General features: G+C 45.1%; 18 protein-coding genes. 16 read left to right on the forward strand and 2 right to left on the reverse strand.

The features are described 5' to 3' along the window. Window positions 1-442: 442 nt before the first annotated feature. Complete coding sequence (locus tag HUF13_RS14195) at window positions 443-1273, forward strand: TIGR02147 family protein (RefSeq protein WP_173475738.1); 831 nt, start codon at window positions 443-445, stop codon at window positions 1271-1273. Between the two features lie 14 nt (window positions 1274-1287). Next, complete coding sequence (locus HUF13_RS14200) at window positions 1288-2943, forward strand: FISUMP domain-containing protein (RefSeq protein ID WP_173475739.1); 1656 nt, start codon at window positions 1288-1290, stop codon at window positions 2941-2943. Window positions 2944-3238: 295 nt separating this feature from the next. Here the strand turns inward: HUF13_RS14200 and HUF13_RS17435 are convergent, their stop codons facing one another. Beyond that, a complete protein-coding gene (locus HUF13_RS17435; RefSeq protein WP_304039217.1) occupies window positions 3239-4474 on the reverse strand; it encodes a GSCFA domain-containing protein in 1236 nt (411 codons plus the stop codon). A 573-nt stretch (window positions 4475-5047) separates the two neighbouring features. Here HUF13_RS17435 and HUF13_RS14215 point away from each other — a divergent pair. The 14 genes from HUF13_RS14215 (at window position 5048) to HUF13_RS14280 (ending at window position 23268) form a co-directional block, all read left to right on the forward strand. Then, window positions 5048-5881: a TIGR02147 family protein gene (locus tag HUF13_RS14215; RefSeq protein WP_173475740.1), complete on the forward strand. Its 834-nt coding sequence runs from the start codon at window positions 5048-5050 to the stop codon at window positions 5879-5881. 10 nt (window positions 5882-5891) lie between these two features. Then, window positions 5892-7811, forward strand: coding sequence for an FISUMP domain-containing protein (locus HUF13_RS14220; protein WP_173475741.1), 1920 nt, complete (start codon window positions 5892-5894; stop codon window positions 7809-7811). Between the two features lie 347 nt (window positions 7812-8158). Then, window positions 8159-8989 (forward strand): TIGR02147 family protein, encoded by an 831-nt coding sequence (locus HUF13_RS14225; protein WP_173475742.1) that lies wholly within the window; start codon window positions 8159-8161, stop codon window positions 8987-8989. 9 nt (window positions 8990-8998) lie between these two features. After that, window positions 8999-10912 (forward strand): FISUMP domain-containing protein, encoded by a 1914-nt coding sequence (locus HUF13_RS14230; protein ID WP_173475743.1) that lies wholly within the window; start codon window positions 8999-9001, stop codon window positions 10910-10912. Between the two features lie 426 nt (window positions 10913-11338). Then, a complete protein-coding gene (locus tag HUF13_RS14235) occupies window positions 11339-12172 on the forward strand; it encodes a TIGR02147 family protein (protein WP_173475744.1) in 834 nt (277 codons plus the stop codon). Window positions 12173-12181: 9 nt separating this feature from the next. Next, window positions 12182-13987: an FISUMP domain-containing protein gene (locus tag HUF13_RS14240; protein WP_173475745.1), complete on the forward strand. Its 1806-nt coding sequence runs from the start codon at window positions 12182-12184 to the stop codon at window positions 13985-13987. Between the two features lie 210 nt (window positions 13988-14197). After that, window positions 14198-14953, forward strand: a complete 756-nt coding sequence (locus HUF13_RS14245; RefSeq protein WP_173475746.1) for a geranylgeranylglyceryl/heptaprenylglyceryl phosphate synthase — start codon at window positions 14198-14200, stop codon at window positions 14951-14953. A 597-nt stretch (window positions 14954-15550) separates the two neighbouring features. Then, window positions 15551-16078 carry an FISUMP domain-containing protein gene (locus HUF13_RS14250; protein WP_173475747.1) on the forward strand — a complete coding sequence of 176 codons (528 nt, stop codon included), beginning with the start codon at window positions 15551-15553 and terminating at the stop codon, window positions 16076-16078. 216 nt (window positions 16079-16294) lie between these two features. Then, a complete protein-coding gene (locus HUF13_RS14255) occupies window positions 16295-16660 on the forward strand; it encodes a hypothetical protein (protein WP_304039219.1) in 366 nt (121 codons plus the stop codon). Window positions 16661-16680: 20 nt separating this feature from the next. Then, window positions 16681-17592: an ABC transporter ATP-binding protein gene (locus tag HUF13_RS14260; RefSeq protein WP_173475748.1), complete on the forward strand. Its 912-nt coding sequence runs from the start codon at window positions 16681-16683 to the stop codon at window positions 17590-17592. After that, window positions 17579-18382: an ABC transporter permease gene (locus HUF13_RS14265; protein WP_173475749.1), complete on the forward strand. Its 804-nt coding sequence runs from the start codon at window positions 17579-17581 to the stop codon at window positions 18380-18382. The genes HUF13_RS14260 and HUF13_RS14265 overlap by 14 nt, the downstream gene beginning before the upstream one ends. Continuing rightward, window positions 18379-20010, forward strand: coding sequence for a type IV pilus twitching motility protein PilT (locus HUF13_RS14270; RefSeq protein ID WP_173475750.1), 1632 nt, complete (start codon window positions 18379-18381; stop codon window positions 20008-20010). Before HUF13_RS14265 ends, HUF13_RS14270 begins: the two co-directional genes overlap by 4 nt. Before the next feature lie 14 nt (window positions 20011-20024). Further along, on the forward strand, window positions 20025-21032 hold the full coding sequence (locus HUF13_RS14275; protein ID WP_173475751.1) for an ATPase, T2SS/T4P/T4SS family: 1008 nt from the start codon (window positions 20025-20027) through the stop codon (window positions 21030-21032). Beyond that, window positions 21004-23268, forward strand: coding sequence for a patatin-like phospholipase family protein (locus HUF13_RS14280; protein WP_173475752.1), 2265 nt, complete (start codon window positions 21004-21006; stop codon window positions 23266-23268). Before HUF13_RS14275 ends, HUF13_RS14280 begins: the two co-directional genes overlap by 29 nt. 178 nt (window positions 23269-23446) lie before the next feature. Here HUF13_RS14280 and mltG read toward each other — a convergent pair whose 3' ends face one another. Further along, window positions 23447-24523: an endolytic transglycosylase MltG gene (mltG, locus tag HUF13_RS14285; protein ID WP_173475753.1), complete on the reverse strand. Its 1077-nt coding sequence runs from the start codon at window positions 24521-24523 to the stop codon at window positions 23447-23449. Window positions 24524-24553 lie beyond the last annotated feature (30 nt).

Raw genomic sequence — 24553 nt, forward strand, 5'->3', positions numbered from 1 at the left:
AAGTTCTATCACTTGGGAATCCTTGATTCTAGAACTTGGAGTGAAAATGTGTCCGCAGGTCTTACAAAGCCACCGCTGCTTGCCCTGTTTAAGACCCTTTTTGATGACCTTGTTTGACCCACAAAAAAAGCAAATTTTTCCCATAAAAGAAAAATTTGCTACAACGCCTTATAAATCAAAGGGTTACGAGAAATTTAGGTACCCAAATGTCATATAGGCCGTTTTCTACAATACGTTTGTATTGTAAAAATCTGCTATTTTTTAATACTGTTTAATAAAAATTGTTATTTTTTAATAAAAATCAATATTTTGTGTTGCAAAACTATTGCTTTTTTTAATTTAAGTTGTATATTTGATTTCAAGAACGGAACGGGCGCAAAGTCCGAAATTCGTTTTTGTAATACACGGCCATAACAAAAAGAGGCCGCTGTAAGGAGGAAAAATGAAAGAAATATTGGAATATACGAGCTATCGCCAGTATATTGCGGATTACTACGCCGATAAAAAAGCGAAATCTGCGTTTACTTGGCAAGAGTTCGCTGACGAAGCCGGATTCTCTTCACGTGTTTATCTGAAATACGTGAGTGAAGGCCGCTTTAACTTGAGCGAAACGGCGACAGTTCGCGTTGCAGAGGCCATGCGCTTGGTGGACTACGAACGTGAATATTTCGCGGAAATGGTCCGGTTCGACCATGCGAAAACGGATGCCGAAAAGAAGGCCGCCTTTAACAACATGCTTGCCATTGGTGATGCGCACAAGGCTAAAATCTTGGAAGGCGATTCGTTCCGCTTTTTTGAAAGCTGGAAAAATCCCGTTATCCGTGAACTCGCTCCATCAATGCCTGGCGCAAAACCGCTTGCGCTTGCTCATGCCTGCCGTCCAGAAATTACCGCCGCCGAAGTCAGCGATGTGCTGAACTTTTTGGTCAAGGGCGGATTCCTTGAAAAAAATGACGAAGGCAACTATGTGCAAACGAATAAATCCTTGACGACGGGGCGCATGGAAGTGACGCCGTTGGCGGTCCGCACGATGCACCGTCAAATGGGCGAACTCGCGCTCGAAGCGATCGAGGGTGTGGATCAGGATAAACGAAATTTCTCCGGTGTCACGTTTGGCATCACTAAAGAAGGCTACGATGAAATCGTGCAAGAAATTGCCGATTGCCGTAAAAGGGTCGTAGCCATTGCGAGAAAAAATGCCGCCACGGACGAAGTTTATCGTCTGAATATGCAGCTTTTCCCGCTGACGCAAAAACAAGATTTAAAAAAATAAATAAGGAGGAATGTATGAATTACTCAAAAATTAGCGGACAGTCTGTCTGCAAAATGGCGATGCTGCTCGCCTTTGTGTTCGCAGCGTGCTCGGAAAATAATGGCCCTGTTGCCGGTGGTACTGTCGAAGAAACTGGTTTGGAAAAAATTTCCCTTATTGGGCGTGCAATGCGGTTATCGCCTGCAGACAAAGATAAAGTGTTTGGGGGGTGGAGCAGTACTGCTAAAATGGGCTCCATCATAAGAATGGCTGAACTCGATTCTGTTACGTTCGATACGACTGGTGTTGTTTATTATACAGAATGTGTAAATTCATCGGGAGAATTTAGCTTTGATAGTGTTTCGCTAAATAGTCCGTATGTTATGTTTGAACTTGCTCCTTACGCAGAAAATCCTGTGTATTGGTCTTGGAATGGTGTTTGGTCTTTTGATGATTATAATGCTTCGGAAGGGGTGTATGTGGCGACATATAGTGTCATTGTTGATGTTCGAGAAACGAGAGATATTGACATTAATGCAATGACTTATTTGGAATCGGCTCGTATACTTTCTTTAGTGAAGCGGGGAAAGCGTTTTGCTGAAGCTAAGCGTCAGGCTGATAAGGAACTTCTTGATGATTTGGGTATGTATGGAGATTCCTTTGATTTTGATAAGACTTCGTACGTTGAAAATAAAAATCATTTGTTCGTTTTAGATTACATTGAGGAAATGCTTTTTCAGTGGTCTGAAAAAAATTCAACGTTGTTGATTACTCAAGCGTTTGCCAATATGGGATCTTTGTCTGCGGTAGATTCTATAAAACAATTCTTGGTCGAAAAAATTTATTGGATGAAGAACAGCGAAGAATTTTCTGATAGTGTTAAGAATGTTTTGTATAACATTGTGGCTGGAATGCATGGACTTGGAAGATGTACTGCTCAAAATGAGGGGAAAGGTGTAGAAGTCTTTGGAAATCCGGATCGCTATATGAATGTTTACTGTTTGTCTGGGCAATGGACTGTTTTGAATGGTCGCTATAAAATGGCGGAAATAGTGCCTACTACAATAGGAACGTTGGTTGATAGTCGTGATGGCATGGTATATAAAACAGTGACGTTTGATATTGATGGTCTGCCTCAAACTTGGATGGCCGAAAACTTGAGATATCGTGATGAAAACGTCCAGCCGATGAATTACTTTGATCCGCACTATGTTTCTTTGCGTCAAAAATCACGTAATTTTGACTTTTTAGAGTATGTTGCTTCTTTGGATTCTGCATATTGGAATACGGTGTCTGTATATAAGGAACCTGAATTGGTTGGCTATGATTCGTTGAAAGTTGAGGGGGAACATTTCCGGGGAATATGTCCAGAAGGGTGGCATGTCCCGACTTTGAAAGAATGGTCTCGTTTGCTGTATCTTTTGGAACAAGCGACGGGTGGTTGTGCTAATTATGGTTGTAGTGATGATTTCGTTGAAAATGAATATTTGGGTTATCATGCGTCGAAGTATTTACCCCAGGTTGGATTTGGAGATTATTCCTATGAATCTTTCGCCTTTGTAGTCCAATCAACGGATCGATGGGAGTTGAAAGCTATTGAAATGGCGGGTTGGAATGTTGAGGTGATGTATGGTTGGGATACGTATCTGTGGCCTTATGGCTATTTCTCCTTCCGTTGTGTTCAGGACTAATTTTGTTCTAAAGCTTTAGAAATATTTGTTAGGAGGAAAAAGGAAGACGGGGTTCGCCCCGTCTTCTTTTATGCATTGTCTTCCCGGATTTATTCTGGGATCGGCATCTCGTCATTGCACTTCGTGCATGACCTATCGGCTCAACCATGCCAAAATGCAAGCATTTTGTCGCGGCACTCGCCTCATTGTCATTCCTCTTCGAGGCATGACTGCGGCGGGAATCAAATGCGAGTCCACAAGTGTCCTCTCGCTTGATTCCCTTGTATGTCATTCCGGCCCCCGAGCCGGAATCCCCTCAGAGTCTTAGTTTTAGTCCCGCAATTTGGCTTTCAAGTCTTGCTGCTTCTGCGTGTAGCTTTTGCAGAAACGCCGCTGTGGCGGGTGAATTGGCATCCTGTATGCGGTGATTCGCGCTTTTCAAGAACTTTTCGACTTGCTTGATGTCTTCGCGTGTTTTCTCATTGCAATAAGTTTCTGCCATGCGCTCGAAAATATATTCTTCGGCGGTTTTGGACAAGTGAATCATGTCGCTGTCGTAAAAGCGGTAGTCGCGCAACTCGTCCATCACAATCTCGTAACTCGGGAAGTGTTCGACAAACGCTGGATTTTGTTGAGACTGCCCCGGATTTGTTACTGTGGTGTTGCGCGAAGCGCATGTTTGGTTCGCCTCGTCAATCTCTTGAATGACTTTATTAATTGCAAGTTGCAGCGTTGCCTTCGAAAGCGTGTTGTTGTGCGCGCCATCGCTCATGTGCCGTAACGGCGAAACCGTAAAGACGATATGAAATTCGTGACTTTCGCTTTTCCTGTTTTCCGTTGAATGGTCTTTTTCAACGCAGTCATTCTCGACCGAAGGGAGGGAATCCATCTTTTCTTGTTGCGGCCTTTGCGTAGGGGATCCATTAAATTTTGGTCGAAGGATCCTGTCATTTTTAATCTTGCATAATCCTTCCACAATTTCACGAATTGCCGTCGCGGCTTCATCCACCGAAATCATCTGGCGCTCAAATAATCTCGGATTTTGCCTGTGGCAATTTGAAACCACCTGTCCGCGTGTTGTCTCGTTTGAACTTTCTCCATTTTCACAAGTTGATTTCAAAAAGTACACGAAGGCAGTCCCGAACGTGATGAATACAACATCGGCCTTTTGCAAAAATTCACGTGCTTGCGTTGCTGCGTTATTCAGCTTGGCAATGCATTCCTCGCGAGTCTTGGCAGAAAGCGATCCATGGGCATCCCAGCAATGCCAAGATGCGCCGCAGTGTTCGGAGTCCGCATGATTTCCAAGACGCATGTCCTGAAAAACATCTTCTTCGTCGAACAGTTTCCCGTCGGCGATAGCCTTGATCTGTTTCGCCAACGAAAGCGGATTGTACACCGTCCCGAACGGATTAGCCAAAACTTTAAATTTCCGCGATGCAAATTGTGCCGAAATATTGTCCGCAAAACACGATCCGAAAAAAGCGAGTCGCGATTTGTAATCAATTTGCCAACTGAACGCGGGAATATCAATTTTCGTGAAAAAGTTCATGAAAAAAAATGTAGTAAAAAACTCTGTTTTTCAAAAAATGACGATTTTTACGTAATAATGACTGTGATTTTTTTATTCCTTACGTAATTTTTTAATGTTGTTCGAAATATTTTGATGGAAAAAGGGCTCTTGATGAGCTTTTCTTCTGATTTTACCAACAAATCTCTTCGTTTTGGGTGCGAAAGACGGCGCTTGGTGTCGCTTTGCGGGCTTTTATTCTAAAATTTGATTAATTTATCTTTAATTTTACGTAAAAAACTATCTAATTTCAAATTTTTTACGTAAAAAAATGACCAAAAGAGGATTTTTAGTGTGGGGAACCGTTGTTTGCGCGGCATTAGCGCGACATTTGCGTGTTTTCGCGCTTTTCCAGCGTATTTCTCGTTACGTCTTGAATATCCTAATTCATATTGTGAAAATTGATAAAATTCTAATTCTTTATAAAAATCTTTAAAATTTTGCGTAAAAATTGAATTTTATATTGTAAAACTGTTGATTTTTGAAAATTAATGAATTATATTTTGAAACATCGAACAGTCAGTCCGGAAAAGAGACTGAGTGTAAGGAGGAAAAATGAAAGATATACTTGAATACAGGGACTACCGCCAGTATATCGCAGACTACTATGCCGATCGAAAGGCTAAGTCTGCGTTTTCTTGGCAGGAGTTCGCTACTGCGGCGGGTTTCTCGTCGCCGGTTTACCTTAAATATGTGAGCGAAGGTCGCTTCAACTTGAGTGAGGAAGCTGCGATTCGCACGGCGCGTTCCATGCATCTCGCTGATTTCGAATGCGACTTCTTTGTGGAAATGGTCAAGTTTTGCCATGCAAAGACCGATGACGAAAAACGTTCTGCGTTCAGCAATATGCTCTCTATTGCAGAATCTCGCAAAATGAAAATTCTGGAGGGCGAGTCTTTCCGCTTTTTCGAAGACTGGAAAAATCCGGTGCTCCGCGAACTCGCTCCCGCGATGCCAGGTGCGAAGCCTTTGGCTCTTGCTCATGCCTGTCGTGAAAAAATCAGTGCTGCCGAAGTGAGCGAGACTTTGAATTTCTTGGTCAAGGCGGACCTTCTGAAAAAAGACAAAGACGGAAATTACGAACAAACGGATAAAGTCGTGACGACCGGTCCGATGGAAGTGACTCCACTGGCGGTTCGCGGAATGCATCGCCAAATGGGAGAATTCGCGTTGGACGCTATCGAGGGCGTGCCGCAGGACGAACGCCATTTCTCGGGCCTTACGCTTGGCATTACCCGTGAGGCTTATCAGGAAATCGTGCAGAAAATAGCTGAGTTCCGTAAAGAAATCATCGAGATTGCAACACGTGAACCTGCAACAGACGAAGTTTACCGTCTGAACGTGCAGTTCTTCCCGATGACAAATAAAAGTTTAAATAAAAAGGATTAAGGAGGAAACTATGAATAACTTAAATCGTAACACGCTTGTGCGTGATTTCATCGGGGCGGTGTTCTGCTTGATGATGGCGTTTGCTCTTCTCATGATGTATTCGGGTTGCTCCGAAGACAATTCTCCGATAAACGGTGCTCATGGTGGTGCCGCCGAAGAACAGGGCGTGTATGCTTTGGCGGGGCGAGCTGGCGATGTGTATCCTAAAGTGATGGGATTGGATGGGCTTGACTCAGTTTCTGGAATTAATGATGGACGTTTGGAGGTACCTGAAGGAACTGTCGTCGCTGTTTACGAATTGAATCCCCTAACTCTTGAACCGAATGGTCGTGTTTTTTTGGATACCATCGACAATGGTGAAGGTCGTTTTGCGTTTGAAAATATTTTTTTGGGTAGCCCGTATGTATTGATTGAAATACGGGATTCTTGCATTGCGTTTGATTGTCAAGAACGTGGTGTGTGGGGCTCTTCGTCTTATCAAACGTATGTTGAAGTTCCATGCGAATCCGTGATTGATTCCTCTTGGGGAGGAATTTGGCCTACCGATTGTGGCATTTTGGATTCTACCAAATATCCGGTTTCTTTAGGCGCTATAGTTGATGTACGGAATTACCAAGAATCAGGTTCTTCGAAAATAAGCATTAACACATTAAGTTATCTGAAAATCCCGTTGTTGAAGAAATACTTTGCCGAAGGGATGTCTTTTGCTGCGGCGGGTAAAAAGGCGGAACAAGAAATCTTGGAAAACTTTGGCATTTATGAAGATTTGGGAGAATTTGAAAATGCTGAAAATGTAAATGGTGAATTGTCTTATGTTTTGCGGATGATTGTTCGAATTATAACTCTTGGTGATGCTTTCGTTTATAATTTTCCGATACCTTTTGATCGTTATTATTACATAACTTTTGCCGCAGCCAATGCTTTTGGGAGTGACATGGAGCAGGTTTATTTGAATAAGATAAAGATGCTTGATTATGGAATAGGCTATTATTTACAAGAAATTGGTGTTGGTCGATGCACAGAATCTCGTGAAAATGAAGTCTATAAAATACTAGGGCATGAGTATATGTCGGTTGTTTGCCGTTCCGGTAAGTGGAAACCGGGGCGTAAAAAGTTAGAATACTCTAGCGGAGTGATGACGGACGCGCGCGATGGCAAAACATATAAGACTGTCACGTATAATTGGGGCGATATTACGCAGACGTGGATGGCCGAAAATCTGAACTATACAGATGCGACATCTAGTAAAACGTGCTGGGATGGTGATTCTTCTTGTGATTATGGCCGTTATTATACGTGGCGAACTGCGATGGATTTGGATTGGTCTTCTATAAAAATGACGTCTCGTATTCATGAATTTATATGGAATGATGCCGACAGTACTTATAAGGATAAATGGGAAACCGTGGCTGTAGAGGATATGTGTTTGAAGAAAGGTTATCTTGAAGGCGCAAGTGATAGTGTAAAGTATGCTTATTGCTATGTAAAATCACCGGATGGCAAATGTGTGGCTAATGATACCGCAGATAACGTTTACAGTTATTGTTATAGAAAGTATGATGGTTGTCACTTGGATTTGTCGGAATCTGTTTTCCGAACAAAGCCTGTTGCTTATCGCGGTGTGTGCCCGGAAGGATGGAGAATCCCCAATAAGGAAGATTGGGAAATCTTGGGGCAAAATGTTGCCGCACGAGGAGCCTCGTTTACCGATGTCTATGGAAGCGGTTTCGGATATACTGCGCCGATGAGCGACGTCAGGTATGCTTTGGTTCCTAGCGAGAATGATGTAGGCCGTATCTCCTTTACGGCTTTTGTTGGAAGTGAGAACGTTTCTATAGATATGTATATGAATTTTACAGATGCTCCTAGGAATGCACTCCCGTTCTTTGTGCTAAATAATGAAATGTTTGTTCGCTGCATCAAAAATTGAATTTGATCCCCAAAAAACATGAGTGTAAGGAGGAAATGTGGGACAGGAGACGGGCTTCGGCCCGCCTTCTTTTTTTTGCTTTGGTCGAAGATGGTGTCATGGCGGACTTGATCCGCCATCTCTATACCTATTTGCTAATAACTAAAAACTAGTAACTATAAACTATCTTATCTGTATCACAGAAAATGCAAAAAATTTTATAAAAATAACAAAAATGCTTAAATTTAAATAAAAACGTAAAATATTTATCCTTAAACTGTTGACTTTTTAAATTTTTTGTTTTATATTTCAGGTTGTAAACGGCTCGGACTTTAAAATCAAGAGGCTGTTTGTGTTAGGAGGAATAAATGAAGGATGTACTAGAGTACACGAACTATCACCAGTACATCGCAGATTACTATGCCGAAAAAAAGGCGAAATCTGCGTTTACTTGGCAAACTTTTACGCGAGCGGCGGGCTTCTCGTCGCCTGTGTTCCTGAAATACGTGAGCGAAGGCCGCTCGAATCTGAGCGAAGATACTGCGTATCAAGTAGCCAATGCCATGGGGCTTGCTGGCTACGAACAAGAATATTTTGCCGAAATGGTCAAGTTCGACCATGCCAAAACGGATGATGAAAAAAAATCTGCGTTCAACAGGATGCTTGCCATTGCCGATGTTCATAAAGTCAGAATTATTGAAGGTGATTCTTTCCGCTATTTCGAAAGCTGGAAAAATCCGGTGCTCCGCGAACTTGCTCCTTCAATGCCGGGGGCTAAGCCCCTGGCACTTGCCCGTGCTTGCCGCCCCAAAATTTCTGCTGCAGAAGTCAGCGAATCGCTCAGCTTTTTGGTCAAGGCCAATTTGCTTCAAAAGGACAAAAGCGGAAATTACGTACAGACTGAAAAATCTGTGACTACCGGCCCCATGGACGTGACGCCCGTGGCTGTTCGCGGAATGCATCGTCAAATGGGTGAATTTGCGCTTGATGCCATTGAAGGCGTGCCGCAAAATGAACGCCATTTCTCGGGCCTTACGCTTGGCATTACTCAAAGCGCCTACGATGAAATTGTTCAAGAAATTGCGGAATTTCGTAAAAGGATTGTAGCGATTGCAACAAGGGATGATGATGCGGATGAAGTTTATCGCTTGAACGTGCAGTTTTTCCCGATGACAAAAAAGAGTGTTAATAAGGATTAGGAGGATATCATGAAGTTTCCAAGACGAAATTCGTTGGTGAGTGATTTTATTGGAGCGGCGTTCTGTTTGTTTATGGCGTTTGCTCTGGTCATGATGTATGCGGGCTGCTCCGAAGATGTTGATCGGTCTCCGTTGGCGCGTGACGGTGGTTCTACGGAAGAAACGGCTTTGCTTGAAAATATTACGGTAAAAGGCTTGGCAATGGTGAGCCCGCGGTATGAATCTCTGGATAGTACGCAATTGGAGTTTGCTTTGGGTGGAGTGCGTAAAGGCTCTATAGTGACCCTTTACGAATTGGATTCTCTTTCGTTGGATACAACGGGAGTTGCTTATGCGGATACTATCGACAATGATGAAGGGCTCTTTAATATTCAAGTGGAGGCGTTGAAATCCCCGTATGTGTTGATAGCGGCTGATATGGGGAAAATCGTGAATGTGAATGATCAAGGTATTGGCTATAGCGAAAATAATCGTGTTTTTAGAGCCGTTGCTGATGTTCGTGATAGTGCCCCTATTGTTGTTGACGTGATTTCTGATTTGTTGTATGCTCGCGTTCGTTTTTTGGTTAAATTGGATGTTGATTTTGTACAGGCGATGGATCGAGCAAAACGTGAATTGTTTGATGCGATTGGGGTCTATGATGTGGTTCCAGATTATAAAGATTTGGAAAGTCTAGATTATTATGCGATGTTGTCTGTGATTGATGCTATTGGCCTCCGTTCGGGAGTTGATGTTTTTGCGCAAAGGGGATCTTTTGCGGAATATCAATGGTTAAGTAGTAAGATTACTGATAAAACAACTGAATTGATAAGGGTGCTGAGTATTCCGCAGGCTTTCTATGACGGAATGGGGGCTCGGGGCGCTAGAATGTATCAAACGATAAAACTTTACGAAAAATATCTTGCAGGAATTTTATCTGCAATGATAGGGGTGGGGCGTTGCACGACGTCGTTAGAAGGGCAAGTGCTTGGTATTCCCGATAGTATTAGAAATATGAAAGAATTCAAAATTGTTTGTCGCTCGGAAAGTTGGCACTTGACTTTTGATAAACATGTAAGTCATTCGTTTGGGACGATGACGGATGCTCGTGATGGAAGAACGTACAAGACGGTAACAATTGATTTTGGTGAAAAAACGGCGACTTGGATGGCCGAAAACTTGAATTACAATGGCGCTATGCTTGATACTACATATTGCTATGACGATAAAGCTGAAAATTGTGAAATCTTTGGCCGTCAGTATGATTGGCACACGGCGGTGGGATTAGGCAAATCTGTTTTGCGGAATTGGTCGTATGTGAATATGGATGCATGTCGGGATGCGTTGTCAGATATATATATGAGGAAAGATTCACAACCTTATGATTCTGCATATGTTCAAAGATGTATAGAACATTTTGAAAATACGGATCCGTTGGCCAAGGAAAAGTGTGAGTCTTATGGTTATGGTGAGAATGTAGATACGGTATTTTTTAATCAGTGGATTACTGAAATGTGTAATGCTTATATGGGGCCGAATAATTGGCATGTTTATTTGTCTAATGTTGATTTAGATAGCATTGCTGTGAGTCAGGGCGTTTGCCCTGGGGGTTGGCGAATCCCCACTTTCGATGATTGGGAAGAGTTCTTTAAAATTATCGAAGACGAATGGGGTAAAATTGATGTGGGCACGTATCTCATGGCGACTCCGTCAATCGAAGAGCCGTTTGGACTGGGTATATACAATACGGCTAAAGCGGAACTGGATGAAGAATATGGAATGCGGGTTGGTGTAGAGAATAGTACGTATTTGTTTATTCCTACGAATAGCGAAAGATCAAGACGCTTTAGCCTCTCTTTCATAGGGTATACGTTCAATATTTATAACGTTATGGCGTTATCAAGTTATTATCGGAGGATGTTTGTCCGCTGCATCAAGAATTGAATTTGATCCCCCAAAACATGAGTGTAAGGAGGAAATGGGGGACAGAAGACGGGCTGCGGCCCGCCTTCTTTTTGTATTCGTCGTTCTCGATCGAAGAGAGGGAACCCGTTGTTTCTCGCAGTCATCCTCGCTTACGCGAGTAACCGTTAAAATGTATGTCGCCATGCCTGTATAGGCTTATGTCATCCTCGCGCAGGCGAGGATCCATTATTTCTCGTTTTACCGTTTTGTATTGAGAGCAAATACTTTGTTTGTATTATTGAAAATTCTAAAATTTTTATCAATTATTGAATTTTGTATAATTTTAACTAAAAACGCTAAAAATTTATGGTGAAGTATTGACTTTTTGAAATTTTGAATTTATATTTGAATTTGAAAACGGCACGGACCGTAAAGTCGAGATGCTGTTTGTGCTAGGAGGAAACAATGAAAGATGTACTAGAATACACTAGTTATCGTCAGTATATTGCGGACTATTACGCTGAGAAAAAGGCGAAGTCTGCGTTTACTTGGCAAGAATTCACGCGGGCGGCAGGCTTCTCCTCGCCGGTTCATCTTAAATATGCAAGTGAAGGCCGCTTGAACTTGAGCGATGCGGCTGCATTGCGTGTGGCGCAGGCCATGCATCTTGTCGATTTTGAACAGGAATATTTTTGCGAGATGGTCAAGTTTGACAACGCGAAAACAGATGCCGAAAAGAAGGCCGCGTTTAGCAAAATGCTTTCCATCGCTGATGCGCATAAGGCGAAAATCATTGAGGGCGATTCGTTCCGCTATTTTGAAAGCTGGAAAAATCCAGTGCTCCGTGAACTTGCTCCAGCGATGCCTGGCGCAAAACCTCTTACGCTTGCAAAAACATGTCGCCCGGCAATTACTGCAGCTGAGGTTAGCGAGACTTTGAATTTTTTGGTCAAGGCGGGATTACTCAAAAAGGACGAAGAAGGACGCTACGTGCAAACGGACACCTTTGTGACGACGGGGCCAATGGAAGTGACTCCTGTAGCTGTTCGCGGAATGCACCGCCAAATGGGCGAGTTTGCGGTAGATGCCGTTGAAGGCGTTGCTCAGGATGAACGCCATTTCTCTGGCCTTACGATGGGCCTTACGCATAAAGCGTATGATGAAATCGTTCAAGAACTCGATGCGTGCCGCAAACGCATTGCCACAATTGCGACAAGGGATGCTGAAGTCGATGACGTGTATCGCTTGAATTTTCAGCTTTTCCCGCTTACAAATAAAAGCTTAAATAAAAAGGTCTAGGAGGAAACTATGAATTATTTAAAAATTAGCGGACAGCTTGTCTGCAAAATGTTGGTGCTGCTTGCTTTTGCATTTGCGGCTTGTTCCGATAATCAGGTTTCGGGCGGTGTTACCGAAGAAACACGAGTTTATGCATTGTCTGGCCGAGTGGGCGATGTGTGTCCAAAACTGCTGAAGGTTGCGGATTCGTCGGGTGTGTACGTTGATACTGTAAAATATGAGGGCTCAGTGTTTGCCGAAAAAGGATCGATTATAACCGTTTATGAATTGGATTCTTTGACTCTCGATACGACAGGTCGTTTTTTTGTAGATACAGTGGATAACGATAGTGGCCACTTTGAGTTTAAAGAAATGAATCTAAGAAGCCCTTATGTATTAATTGGAGAGCAAGTTAGCTCTCCTGATGTCCGCGATAAACGAGGTACTATAGTTTATACGTATTATAACTACAGTGCGATAGTAGATTTGCGGAATGTGAAAAACGTAAGTATTAGCACTTTGACGACGATGAAAGTTCCACTTTTACAAAAATATTTTGCAGAAGGAAATTCTTTTGCTCAAGCAAGTAAAATGGCTGAGCGTGAAATTCTTGAAGAGTTCGGCGTGTACGAGGATCTTGGTGCATTTGAAAAAATGAATGAGGATGGTTCAGAATTGCCTTATGTTAATACAATGGCTCGTTTAAGTGAATCAGATATACGCTCGGAATTGAACTTTGAAACCCAGCTCTATTATTCTTCGCCAAAGGCGTTTTCTAATCGAAAATCTGCTGTGGAACAATTTTATTTAAATTCCATGAAGATGATAAAGTATATGGTAAATTACTTGGCTAATAAAGATGGTTTAGGTCGATGTGATGAGGCGCATGAAAATGTTTCTGGGGATGTTGGAGCTGCTAATACAAGGCTTATTACTATCGTATGTCGTTCTGGAAGTTGGACTCTTGGATTTAAAACGGTTGCTCATACGAAAGGGACAATGACGGATGAGCGAGATGGAAAGATTTATAAGACGGTGACGTATAATTGGGGTGACGTTTCTCAGACTTGGATGGCTGAAAACCTGAGTTTCACGGATACGACGTCATCGTTGATTGACAGCGCGTTGAAATCGAATTTGTCAGGGAGAATATCTTGTTTTTTGCCTGGGTATGGTTGGGAATGGTTTGAACAATATGAATCGGGTTGCGATCCGGATGATTATGTGTATCAGTGGAAAGCCGCTATGAATATTGGCGATGGTGATGTGAATGTTTATTCCATCGATTCTTTGGGCGATACCACATTTGTTGACAAGGCGTATTTGGATTCTCTCGAGCATTCTTATGATTGGACCTCGACCTATTTTGATTGGACCTGGAACTATGATGATTTTGTAATTTCCTCGAATAGGAACTCTTACCAGGGGGTTTGTCCGGATGGCTGGAGGATTCCGACGGCTGCTGATTGGATGACCTTGCTGCAAAATTTGGGCAATGAATATGATGTTGATTATGAATACGTTGTTCCAACCCTATATGATGAAACGGCGACTGGCTTTGGATTGAATGCGCATGCTAAAGCTTGGTTTGATGAAACCTTGCAAATTGTTCGATTCCAATATAATGGTTTCTCTAATGCTTTTGTGATAGTCGATAAGCCGTTGTATATCGCTGAATTCTTTGATCGGTGGAGTCCTCGTTGTGGCTTTGGAATTTATTCTTGTGGTGTTGTTGACCATACCTTTATTTTTGGGTATTGGAATTTGCACTTGATTGATGATGATTACCATAGGTCGACAACAAAAACCGCTTTTGTCCGTTGCATCAAAAACTAAACTGTTTAAAATCGCATAAAAATTATTTGTTAGGAGGAAAAGGGAAGACGGGCTGCGGCCCGCCTTCTTTTCTTGTTATTCCCGGCTTGACTGAAAAACTCTCGTTATACAAGATATCCCTTGTCATTCTCGCCTTGACAGGGAATCTCCTCATTTAAATATTGTATCTTTAATCTATCTTGCATGAAAAATGCATAAAAAGGATTTGCTATGAAACCTGGGAAGACTGAACTCCGTTTGAATGCAGAAATCGAGAAACGTGGTGCGTTGTTTGCCGTGTTGTTGGATCCGGATACATCGGACGAAGCCGCCTTTGTAAAGGCTGGCTCACTCGCTGCTGAAAATGGAGCGGACCTTCTCTTGGTGGGTGGTTCTTACTTGGGCAATTTTACGCTCCCGAAGCAAGTGGCGGCGCTCAAGGCTGCCGTGGATTTGCCGGTGGTGCTTTTCCCGGGTGGGGCTTCTCAGGTTGTTCCCGGTTTTGATGCCATGCTTTTTATGACGCTTGTGAGCGGTCGCAATCCGAACTACCTCATCGACGAACAGGTTCGCGGTGGTGCACTCGTGCGCGCGCTCAACATGGAAGCTATTCCGACGGCATACCAGCTCATTAACAGCGGTAAACGCACGACGGTCGAATACATCAGTGGCACGATGCCTGTGCCTGCAAACAAGCCCAAGCTCAGCATGGTGAACTCCATTGCTGCAGAACTCATGGGCATGCGTTATGTTTACCTCGAAGCCGGTAGCGGCGCCGAAGAACCAGTGCCGGTTGAACACGTTGCCTATACGCGCAAGGCCACCGAAATGACCATCATCACCGGTGGTGGCATCAAGGATCCGCAGACTGCGGCCGTCCGCGTTGCTGCCGGTGCGCAAATCATCGTGACCGGAACTCTCTGGGAAAAGGTCAACGATCCGGCGTTGCTTAAGGAATTCGCCGCCGCAATCCACGTGAAAGGCTAAAAAGCGTCGCCTGTGAGCAACGAGTGCCTCGTATTAACGAGGCTTGGTTGCGAGAGTGAGACGAAATTTTAATTGCGCCGAACGGTCTGTAAGTGTGTTGCAGCACTCCTCACGTACGTGAGTACGCTACGTCGTGCTGCGCCTGCTCTCGCTCGCTTTTACAAAGCGTCGCCTGTGAGCAATGAGTGCCTCGTATTAACGAGGCATGGTTGCGAGAGTGAGGCGAAATTTTAATTGCACTGAACGGTCTGTAAGTGCGTTGCAGCACTCCTCACGTACGTGAGTACGCTACGGTCGATAAGGCGCCTCGTCTTACTCGCTTTTATAACCTTTCGATCAGTGTGATGGAGCGTGTCATCCTGAGCGGAGCGCATAGCGCGAAGTCGAAGGATCCAGTGACAATTTTATAGAATATCCCTAATCCATAATTTTAAATTATGAATCCGATTGAAAGAAAGTATTAGTCAAAACGGCTAATTCCATCTACATTTGTGCCCGAAAAAAAGAGCTCTTGAAAAATTCATCGTAACGGTCGTCTCTGAAAATTCAGCAATTTTTAGAGACTCCCTAAAAAACAATCTTAAGGAGATTGAATATATGAAGTTCAAGTTCATTGGAATGGCGGCACTTATTATCGCTACGGCAGTACTGTTTGCCGCTTGCGAAAAAGTGGAAAACTGCCACTATGATGAAGTTGCCAAGACGCTCAAGTGCCAAGGTCAAACTTATGCTACCGTCGAAACGGGTGGCCGTATCTGGATGGCCGAAAACGCAAACCTCGTGAATTTCGATTCCAGCTATTGCTATGGAAACAACCTCGACAATTGCAAAAAGTATGGCCGCCTTTACGATTGGAAATCTGCAAATGATGCTTGCCCCACAGGTTGGGAACTCCCGAAACAGGCTGACTTTGAAAAAGCCGACTTGAAGTTGCTCAATATTAATAAGGATGGTTTCCGCTATTACGATGGAAAGTTCGCCGATGAAAATGTGAGCGCCAGTTTCTGGACTGCCGATGCTTTTGATGATTCCCGCGCGGTCATGGTTCGTATACAGGACAAAGTAACGTACGAACATTACAACAAGACCATCGCTGCTTCCGTCCGCTGCGTCAAGGTGAAGTAGTCTGCGGATTTTGATATTATGAAATAAAATCTTTGGGAAAGCAACATCCCGTGTCACTCTGAACGATATAGCCCCTATCAAGTTCGTTCAGGGTGACTTCTTTTTTTGGGGAAATGGCTGTGAAATGTGAAATTTCCCTCATTTTCGCGAAAAAGGGGTAATAATCGAGTTTGGACTCGTCTTTTTGATTTATAAATACATATATTGAAATTGAGAATGCCGTACGGGTTGTGCGGCATCGTTTCGAGGTTTTCGATGCAAAAACTTGTGATTGTTACTTATGTACTGAGGGGACTTGGCTTTATTTTAGTCCTGCTTGCACTTTTTGGCCATGAAATCATTTTAAATCTGTTCCCCGGTCTTGAGGGCATGTCCATCAATCCGATTTTCTATTCGGGCATTGTTGTTTACTTGATTGGTGCTGTCATTTATTTTTTCATCAACAAAAAAGAAAAGGCGGAACGCCGCCGTCGCGAAATTGAAGAATCTTATAAGAGAGCTGGCCTTGACGAATCGGATGACTCTGACGATAGCGCTGAAGCTCACGATAGTGACAGCGATGAAAATTCTTCTGAGAAGTGATTGCGTGTATGAGTGATTTTATGATTGAAATTGAACACCTGCACAAGACTTACCGCAGTGGCTTTACCATGAAGCCTAAGCTTGCGCTTAAGGATGTGAGCTTCAATGTCGAGGCGGGCAAGGTGTATGGCTTTATCGGACCTAACGGGGCGGGGAAGTCCACCACGATCAAGGTGTTGACGGGTCTTTTGAATTTCGATTCGGGCAAGGTGCTTGTAAACGGGATTAGTCCACGTGATTCCAAGAGCCGCCGCTACATTGGTTATTCTCCGGAACAGCCGTATTTTTATGATTACCTCTCGGGTCGCGAACTTTTGCGTTTTTACGGAAAGCTCGTGGGGCTCAATGGCGCCGAACTTGAATCCCGCATTGGCTGGGCGCTCGAACTTTTGCATGCGAACAAGGACTGGATTGACCGCCGCTTGCGTTCGTATTCCAAGGGCATGATGCAGCGCGTTGGCATTGCGCAGGCGATTCTTGGCAAGCCGAAACTTTTGATTCTCGATGAACCGATGAGCGGCTTGGACCCGATGGGGCGTCGTGACGTGCGCGAAGCGATTCAGCAACTCAACCGTGATGGCGTGACGATTTTTTATTCGAGCCATTTGCTCAGCGATGTGGAATCTATCAGCCACCGCGTGGCGATGATCGTTGATGGGAAAATTGTTCGCGAAGGTACGGTTGACGAGATTACGGAGTCGTGCGGCGTTGAATACCATGTTCGCGTTCGCGAGGCGATTCTGGGTGCGGACTTGCCGCGAGGCGTTTCTGCGACGGGACACCCGCAAGAATATATTTGCGCTGATGATGTGGCTCGTGACCGTTTGCTTGGTTTCTGCCTTTCTAAAGGAATTGCTGTAGAAAAGATGGACCACAAGCGTCCGAGCCTCGAAGATATTTTGACGGAGGAAATTGCCCGTGCAGACGCTTAAGCATATTGGCATTATTGCTCTCAATACGTTCCGCGAATCTATTCGCGACAAGATTCTTTATAATATCGTTTTTTTGGCGATTGCGCTTACGCTTTTTAGCATTGTGCTTGGCGAGTGGTCCGTGTTCGACCGCGCTTATGTGATCAAGTCTACGACGCTTTCGGTGATGGACCTTTCGGGGCTCTTGATTTCCATCTTTGTGGGTATTAGCCTTGTGCAAAAGGAAATCCAGCGACGGACTGTGCTTACGCTTTTATCGAAACCGATTAGCCGTGCCGCGTTTATTGTGGGCAAGTATTTTGGACTTTTGGCGGTAGTTGCCGTTCACTTGATTCTCCTTACGGGGATTTATTACGGTATTTTGTGGGTGACGAACTCTAGCCCGACGTTTAGTCTTTTAATGGCAATTTATCTGATATTCTGCGAAATGGCGGTCGTGATTGCGGTGGCGCTTTTGTTCAGTAGCTTTAGCAGCACGGTGCTTTCGGCGCTATTTACGCTGGGTGTTTATTTTGCGGGGCATTTGAGCGATCAGCTTTTGGAGCAGGTCCGTTTTGCAAGCCGCATGGGCGAACTCCAGAGTACCTCGTCTGCGATTCTTGAAAAAGCTGCGGTTGTAATTCATGCCGTGTTCCCTGGACTTTATCGATTTAACGTAACGAACTATGTTGTACATGGTGTAGCGCTTCCGGACTTGTATTTGTTCTGGAATTCTGTTTATGCGCTAGGCTATATTGGTGTATTCCTCACGATTGCAAGCTGGTGGTTCAGCCGGAGGGATTTCTTATGAGAAATCAGTATATGGCAAAGGTTCTCGTTCACAATAAAGTTGTGACCGAGGAACAGGTTAAGGCCCATTGGGGTGAAATTACCGATTCGATGGATATCGGTCAGGTTCTCGTTCATGCGGGAATCTTGAAAGAGTCCATGTATGCGAAGGTTCTTGCCTTTGTGGAAAACCTTGAGGCGAAAAATGCGAAACCTGCGGGTGCAGCAGCAAAGCCTGCAAGTGCTCCCGCATCTCCGGCGTCTCAGCCATCACCCGCGCCTGCGGCCCCTGCGCATGTTCAAGCGGCTCCAACTCCTGCGGTAAAGCCCGTTGCGGCGGCAGCTCCGCAGCCGGCTGAAGAACCGGCTATCAAGATCGAAGGCAACAGCAGCCTTTATGGTGAAGCTTCTTCCTCGACGGTTGTTATTGAAAAAGTCGAAGGTCTCGAAACGACGAGCATGGCGAGCGTGCAAGTTCCGGTCGAAACAGAAACTTCTACCGAAGAAACTTCTTCTGAAGAACTCCCGTCGCAGTTTGCCGTTGCCACCGGCGATGGCAAATCGATCGAGGCTCCCGATGTTTTGCACCCGATTACATCGCTTGCAAAAGTCATTGCGTATGCCCGCAAGTTTAATGTGACAGATGTTTATCTGTATGCCGACAGACAAATTACGATGCGCCAGTCGGGAAAGCTTTTTGTCGCTTCTGAAAAAGTACTCGAAAAAACACATTTGATGGATCGCTTGACCGAAGCGGCGACCGGTTTTGCTGATGGTTACAAAATCGTTGTCGGGCGCAATTTCAGCAAGACTTTTGCTCTTCCTGGTGTTGGTCGTGCGCGTATTTCTGTGACATGGAACGATGTTATCCCGAGTATTTCCATTCGTATTATTCCGATGGAATCAATTGCTCTTGAAAATCTCTACTTGCCCGAATTTTCAACGCGTTTTGCTACACTCAATAGTGGTCTTGTGCTTATCGCTGGGCCTTCGTCAAGTGGGCGCTCTACGACGATGACTGCGTTTGCCGAGTGTATTGCCGCCAACAGACAAGTGTTTATCCAGACGGTTGAAAAGCCGATTGAACGTTTGCTTTTGAACCCGAATGGTTCCATTGCGCAACGCGAAGTGGGCTTGCATGTGCGTTCTGGTGTGGCCGGTATTGAACTTGCTATCCGTACGGGTGCAGATGTCATTCTCTTTGATCATTTGGAATCGATGGATGAACTTTCGCTTTTGATGCAGGCTTCGAATGCGGGGGCGCTTGTCTTTGCCGTAACGAACGGCAACAACATCCATGCGCTGCTTTCAAGGCTTCTCATGTCAGTTCCTAGTGAAAATCGCAATGCATTTGCATGTACGCTTGCCGACCAGCTCAAGGGCGTTATCGTGCAGCATTTGATTCCTGTTGTGCAGAACCAAGGCTTGGTCCTTGCGGCAGAAGCCATGAAGGTGACATCGACGATTGCGGGAATGATCCGCAAGGGAGATGTGTCGCAAATTGTTTCTGCAATTAGTGGTCAAAAAGATCAGGGCATTACATTGGACGAATCCTTGCAAATGTGCGTGGATTCCGGTTACATCGAAGGCGTCGAGGCATGGAAGCGTGCAAGCGATAGCCGTCGTTTTGCCTCTTATCGTAAGGTTTAATAGCGAGGTTCGTCATGGCATCAGAAATTGAATCTCTTTTGGAATATGCCTTGAGTGTCGGGGCGAGTGACTTGATTGTGACCGAAGGGGCGCCTTCGGCGGTCCGCTTTGCGGGGCGTGTTTGCGCTATTCCCGATTCTCCCGCGTTCCCGTTTGGTTCGTTGCTTGAATTTTTGGGTTCGCTTGATGGTGAATCGGGGTCGTTTGTCGGTGGCCCTTGGCTGAACACCAAATGGCGCGTGAAGTATTTTCGCGAAGCTTTGGGTAATGCGGCGATTTTCCGCCCGTTGATGGCTGAATGCCCTGAGTTCTCGTCTTTGGGGGCTCCGGCGGCGCTTGATAATTTACTGGGACTCAGTTCTGGCTTGGTTATTTTTGCTGGCCCGGCTTGCTCTGGAAAAACGGTAACGGCGACATCGTATGTTTCGGCAATGTGCCAGTCCGGAATGCTCCGGTTCTGCGATTTGGATGCTGGGCGCGAGCTGCCTGTAAAAACTGGCGAAAGCCTTGCGCTTGTGAATACTGTTGGCTCTATCTCCGAAAAATTGGAACAGGGCCTTCGCAGTGGTACCGATCTTTTCTGGGTAGGCGATTTCGATAGTTCCGCCTTGATCCCCGTATTGAGTGCTGCTGAGGCTGGTGCTTTGGTTGTCATGAATGTGACGGCAGGTAATGCGGTGGGCGTTGTCGATGCGCTTATTTCGTCCGTGCCTTCAGAAAAACGAGACCTTGTCCGTACGTTGCTTGCTGCGGCTCTTAAGGCTGTTGTTGTCCAGAGATTGCTTCCGGCGGCACAAGAGGGCGCTGTTGTTCCTCCGGCTTGGGAAATCCTCTTTAATACGCAAAAAGTGGCATCTTTTATACGCAGTGGAGATCATTTCAAGATTCCGTCTATCATGGAAGCTTCTTCTTCTGAAGGAATGCTCTTGATGGATAATTGCCTTGCAGAATATGTTCGCTCTGGCATTGTGACGTCCGAAGAGGCAGGTCGTTATGTTTCCAATCCCGCTAGGTTGGCTTAAAAAAGCTTTTTTGCTGTCGGTGGCCGTTTCGGTTTCCGCTTATGTGGCGCCTGCGCTGGCGGCACATTCCGCTGATGAAACGCTCTTGAGCGCTATGCAACTGGTACCCGATTCGCTACAGGCGAAAAAGACAAAGTCTGTGCTTTACCTTGGCGGGGGAGAACGCTCTCCGTGGTTTCATTTGGGCGCTTTGTATGCATTAGAAGAATACAAGATTCCTGTTGATTCTATTGTTGCTACATCGTGGGGCGCTTGGATGGGAGCTTTGTGGTCGCTGGGAGTGTCGATTGACGATATCCAGCGTTTGATGATGGATCCGTATGTCGTTGAGCATTTGGGGGTCAACTCGATTCATGCAAAGACGGAACATGATGCTTTTAGTCTTCCCGTTTCTGTAAGTGGTCCTCCATCGTTTCGTGAGCGATTCTCGTTTTATGCGGATACTGCGGGGAATGTTTATCGCAGCATGCATGCGCTTGTTCCCGATACAGCATCTATCGAACGGTCTCTATCGCGTCTTCGCTTTGAGGAATCCCTTTACCGCCAGCATGGATCATATCGTATCCCCATTACGCTCATGACATGCGATAGTGTTATTGAAAATCCGTTGTATGCAGATATTGTGAATTCGCTTCCGCTTGCGGGCAATGAAAATTCTGGAGAACTTTGTCCGTACTTGACGTTCCCGGAATCTAAAAAAACGCAAGAAGCTTCGATTATTGTTGTTGCAGACCCTGTACGCTATGAACTAGAAGGTAATGCCGAATTGCGTACGCTCAAGAAACAGGTCTTGTCGAAATTAGGTGATGTTCAGGGCGTTTTTGTAAGGGCTCATTCCATTCGCGATACTTCTCGCAAGTCCATGATTCAGGCGGGTTTCTCGTCAGTGGAACATGCACTGCGCGAAATTATTCCTATTGTGGATGGTCGTAGGGAATATTCCGACAAGCAAAAATCTGAAGCTTGGTTTGAATTCAATCCGGTGTTTGATAGCCTTTCTTCGGAACATCATTCGTCTGTGCTGTCTTACTGGAATCCTCAAGATACGGGCTTTGCCGCTCCGGCAAATTTTGCTTATTCGATTGCTTCCAAGGTTCCGTACGATACGATTACGTTCAATATGCAGCCCGATGGCGGGCTATTGATTGATGTGGGCGTGCATCCGACTATGGATGTTGCTGTAGGTGGTTTTGGCTCGAACATCATTGGTGCAAATGCTTATGGCGAGGTGACGCTGAACTATGTGAACCAGATGGAAATTGCGTTGACGCTTGCCGGTTTTTACGGGACAACCTCTTATGGTTTCCGACCGCGCCTAGAAATTTCGAATCTGATTAATCGTCGTTGGAAGTTTGGCTTTGGCTATGACTTTATGAAACTCCGCTATTTAAAAGCGTTTGAAAACGATAACGTTCCAGGTTCTAATCGCTTTGAATACGAAATGCGTAACGATCTTTTCTTGTCGGCAAAGTATGCAATTGACAAAAATCAATCCGTTGAAGTCAAGTTCTTATTTGGTGACCGTGAATTTGAATTGTCGCCCAAAGCGATTCCGCAAGTAGATTTTTGGGATGATGAAATTGTTGATACTAGCACGAACTATGAGACAAGTCCAGTGACACAAACTGTCCATTATTCACTGTTGAATGGTGAAGATGATCCGTGGTTTGCGTCAAAGGGCTATGCCGCCAATGCCTATCTTGGCATGAACTTGGTTGGTTTCGGGTTCCATCAAAGAGGCCCGATTTATGGCGTTTATTCTTTTGATGGAAGGTTCTCTTATGCTCCAACTCGAAATACTTCGGTGACAGTCGGCGCGGCGATGGGCTTTGATGCTTATCGTGATGGGCACTTCAGGTTCCCCAAGAATTTTGATAATACGGCAATGGAAGACCGATTCCGCTTGCATATTGCTGCAACACCATGGTCCAACGACTGGCTTGATCCAGAATTGTCCACACACGGGTATGCATTGCTTCGTGTGAATGGTGGCGTTCACCGCAACGGCTTTGGCGCTTGGCTTTCTTTGGCGTATGTCCATGATTTCGAAGATAAATCGACAGCGAAACTGAATTCCAATAAGTTTGTGATTGAACCTGCGTTGCGCTATAAGTACCGCTCGTTTACGGTCTACGCAGGGCTCAATCGCATAGTCGATACAGAAACATTTGGCGATATCAAACGGATAAAAAATTACCGATACTTTATCCGTATCGGCGACTGTAGTCTGTTTTAGAACTTAGATGGCGGATCAGGTCCGCCATGACGTCATTCCTCTTCGAAGCTTGACTGCTGCGGTTATCCAATATGCACGCAAGTGTTCATGCTGTACAACCCTGCACGTCATTCCGGCCTCTGGCCGGAACCTAGCTGGATTCTTCTAACAGCCTACTTCCAACTTTCTACTGCTTCCGCTACTTCTTCTCTCCGCGGTTTTTGGCGGCGATGTCTTTATACTTGTTGTGGTCGGCGAGAGTGCTGCTGAAGAAGTGCGTGTGCGAACCATCGTCTTTTGCAACAAAGTAAAGAGCTTCGGTCTTTTCGGGGAAGAGTGCGGCTTCGATGGCCTTGCGTCCCGGATTCGAAATCGGACCTGGCATAAGTCCTGGGAACCTGCGGGTGTTGTACGGGTTGTTGCTGTTCAACTGGCTTTTGTAGATCGGTCCGGTCAAGTTCTTGAAAATGAACCGCACCGTCGGGTCTGCCCCAAGAGGCATGCCAAGGCGGAGCCTATTGTGGAACACGCCAGCAATGAGCGGGCGTTCTGCTGGAATGCCTGTTTCTTCTTCGACTACGCTTGCAAGTGTGAGCACGCGATGCCAGTTGCCTAGTTGTTCCCACATGGAGCCTTTACGGTCCTTGAGTTCGTCACGCAGCTTGAGATTTGCGGCGACCATCTGCTTGAGTATGGACTCTTCGTCGGAGTTGATGGCGAACGGATACGTGTCCGGCAGCAGGTAACCTTCAAGGGTATTCCCTTCGACGCCAAGAGAATGGGCGAACTTCGAGTCTTGGACGAGGCTGTTCCAGCGAGCGGTGTCGAGGTTCGGGAAGCTCTTTTGGAGGTAGGCGGGAATTTCCCATGTGGCTCGACCTTCGGGGATGGTCACCTTGCGGACGGCACTCTTGCCACTCTGGAACAGTGCGGCGAGTTCGTCGAGCGTTTGGTGGGCGGGAACTTCGTACCAGCCAGCTTTGAGGGACGGTTTGTTCATTTTGCACCATAAAGTGAAGGCCAAGTCGTCGTCCCAGACGCCTTTTTCTTGTAAAATTTGTAAAACTTTTGTAGGGGAACTGCCCTTCGGAATCTCCAAAATGACAGTTTTTTCGTTAAGTGAAACGGCGCTCAACCGTTGATTTACGTGGATGTACGCAAAAACAGCGATTAAGAGGACTATAACGGCGGTAATTGAAAAAATCTTCTTCATTGCGTAAAAATTTAAAAGAAAATGCAACGGATTGGCAAAATAAAAAGTATATTCGTATAGCATTGTTGAATATTTCCCATCTTTTGAGGATTC

Source organism: Fibrobacter succinogenes (assembly GCF_902779965.1).
GTDB classification, from domain to species: domain Bacteria; phylum Fibrobacterota; class Fibrobacteria; order Fibrobacterales; family Fibrobacteraceae; genus Fibrobacter; species Fibrobacter succinogenes_F.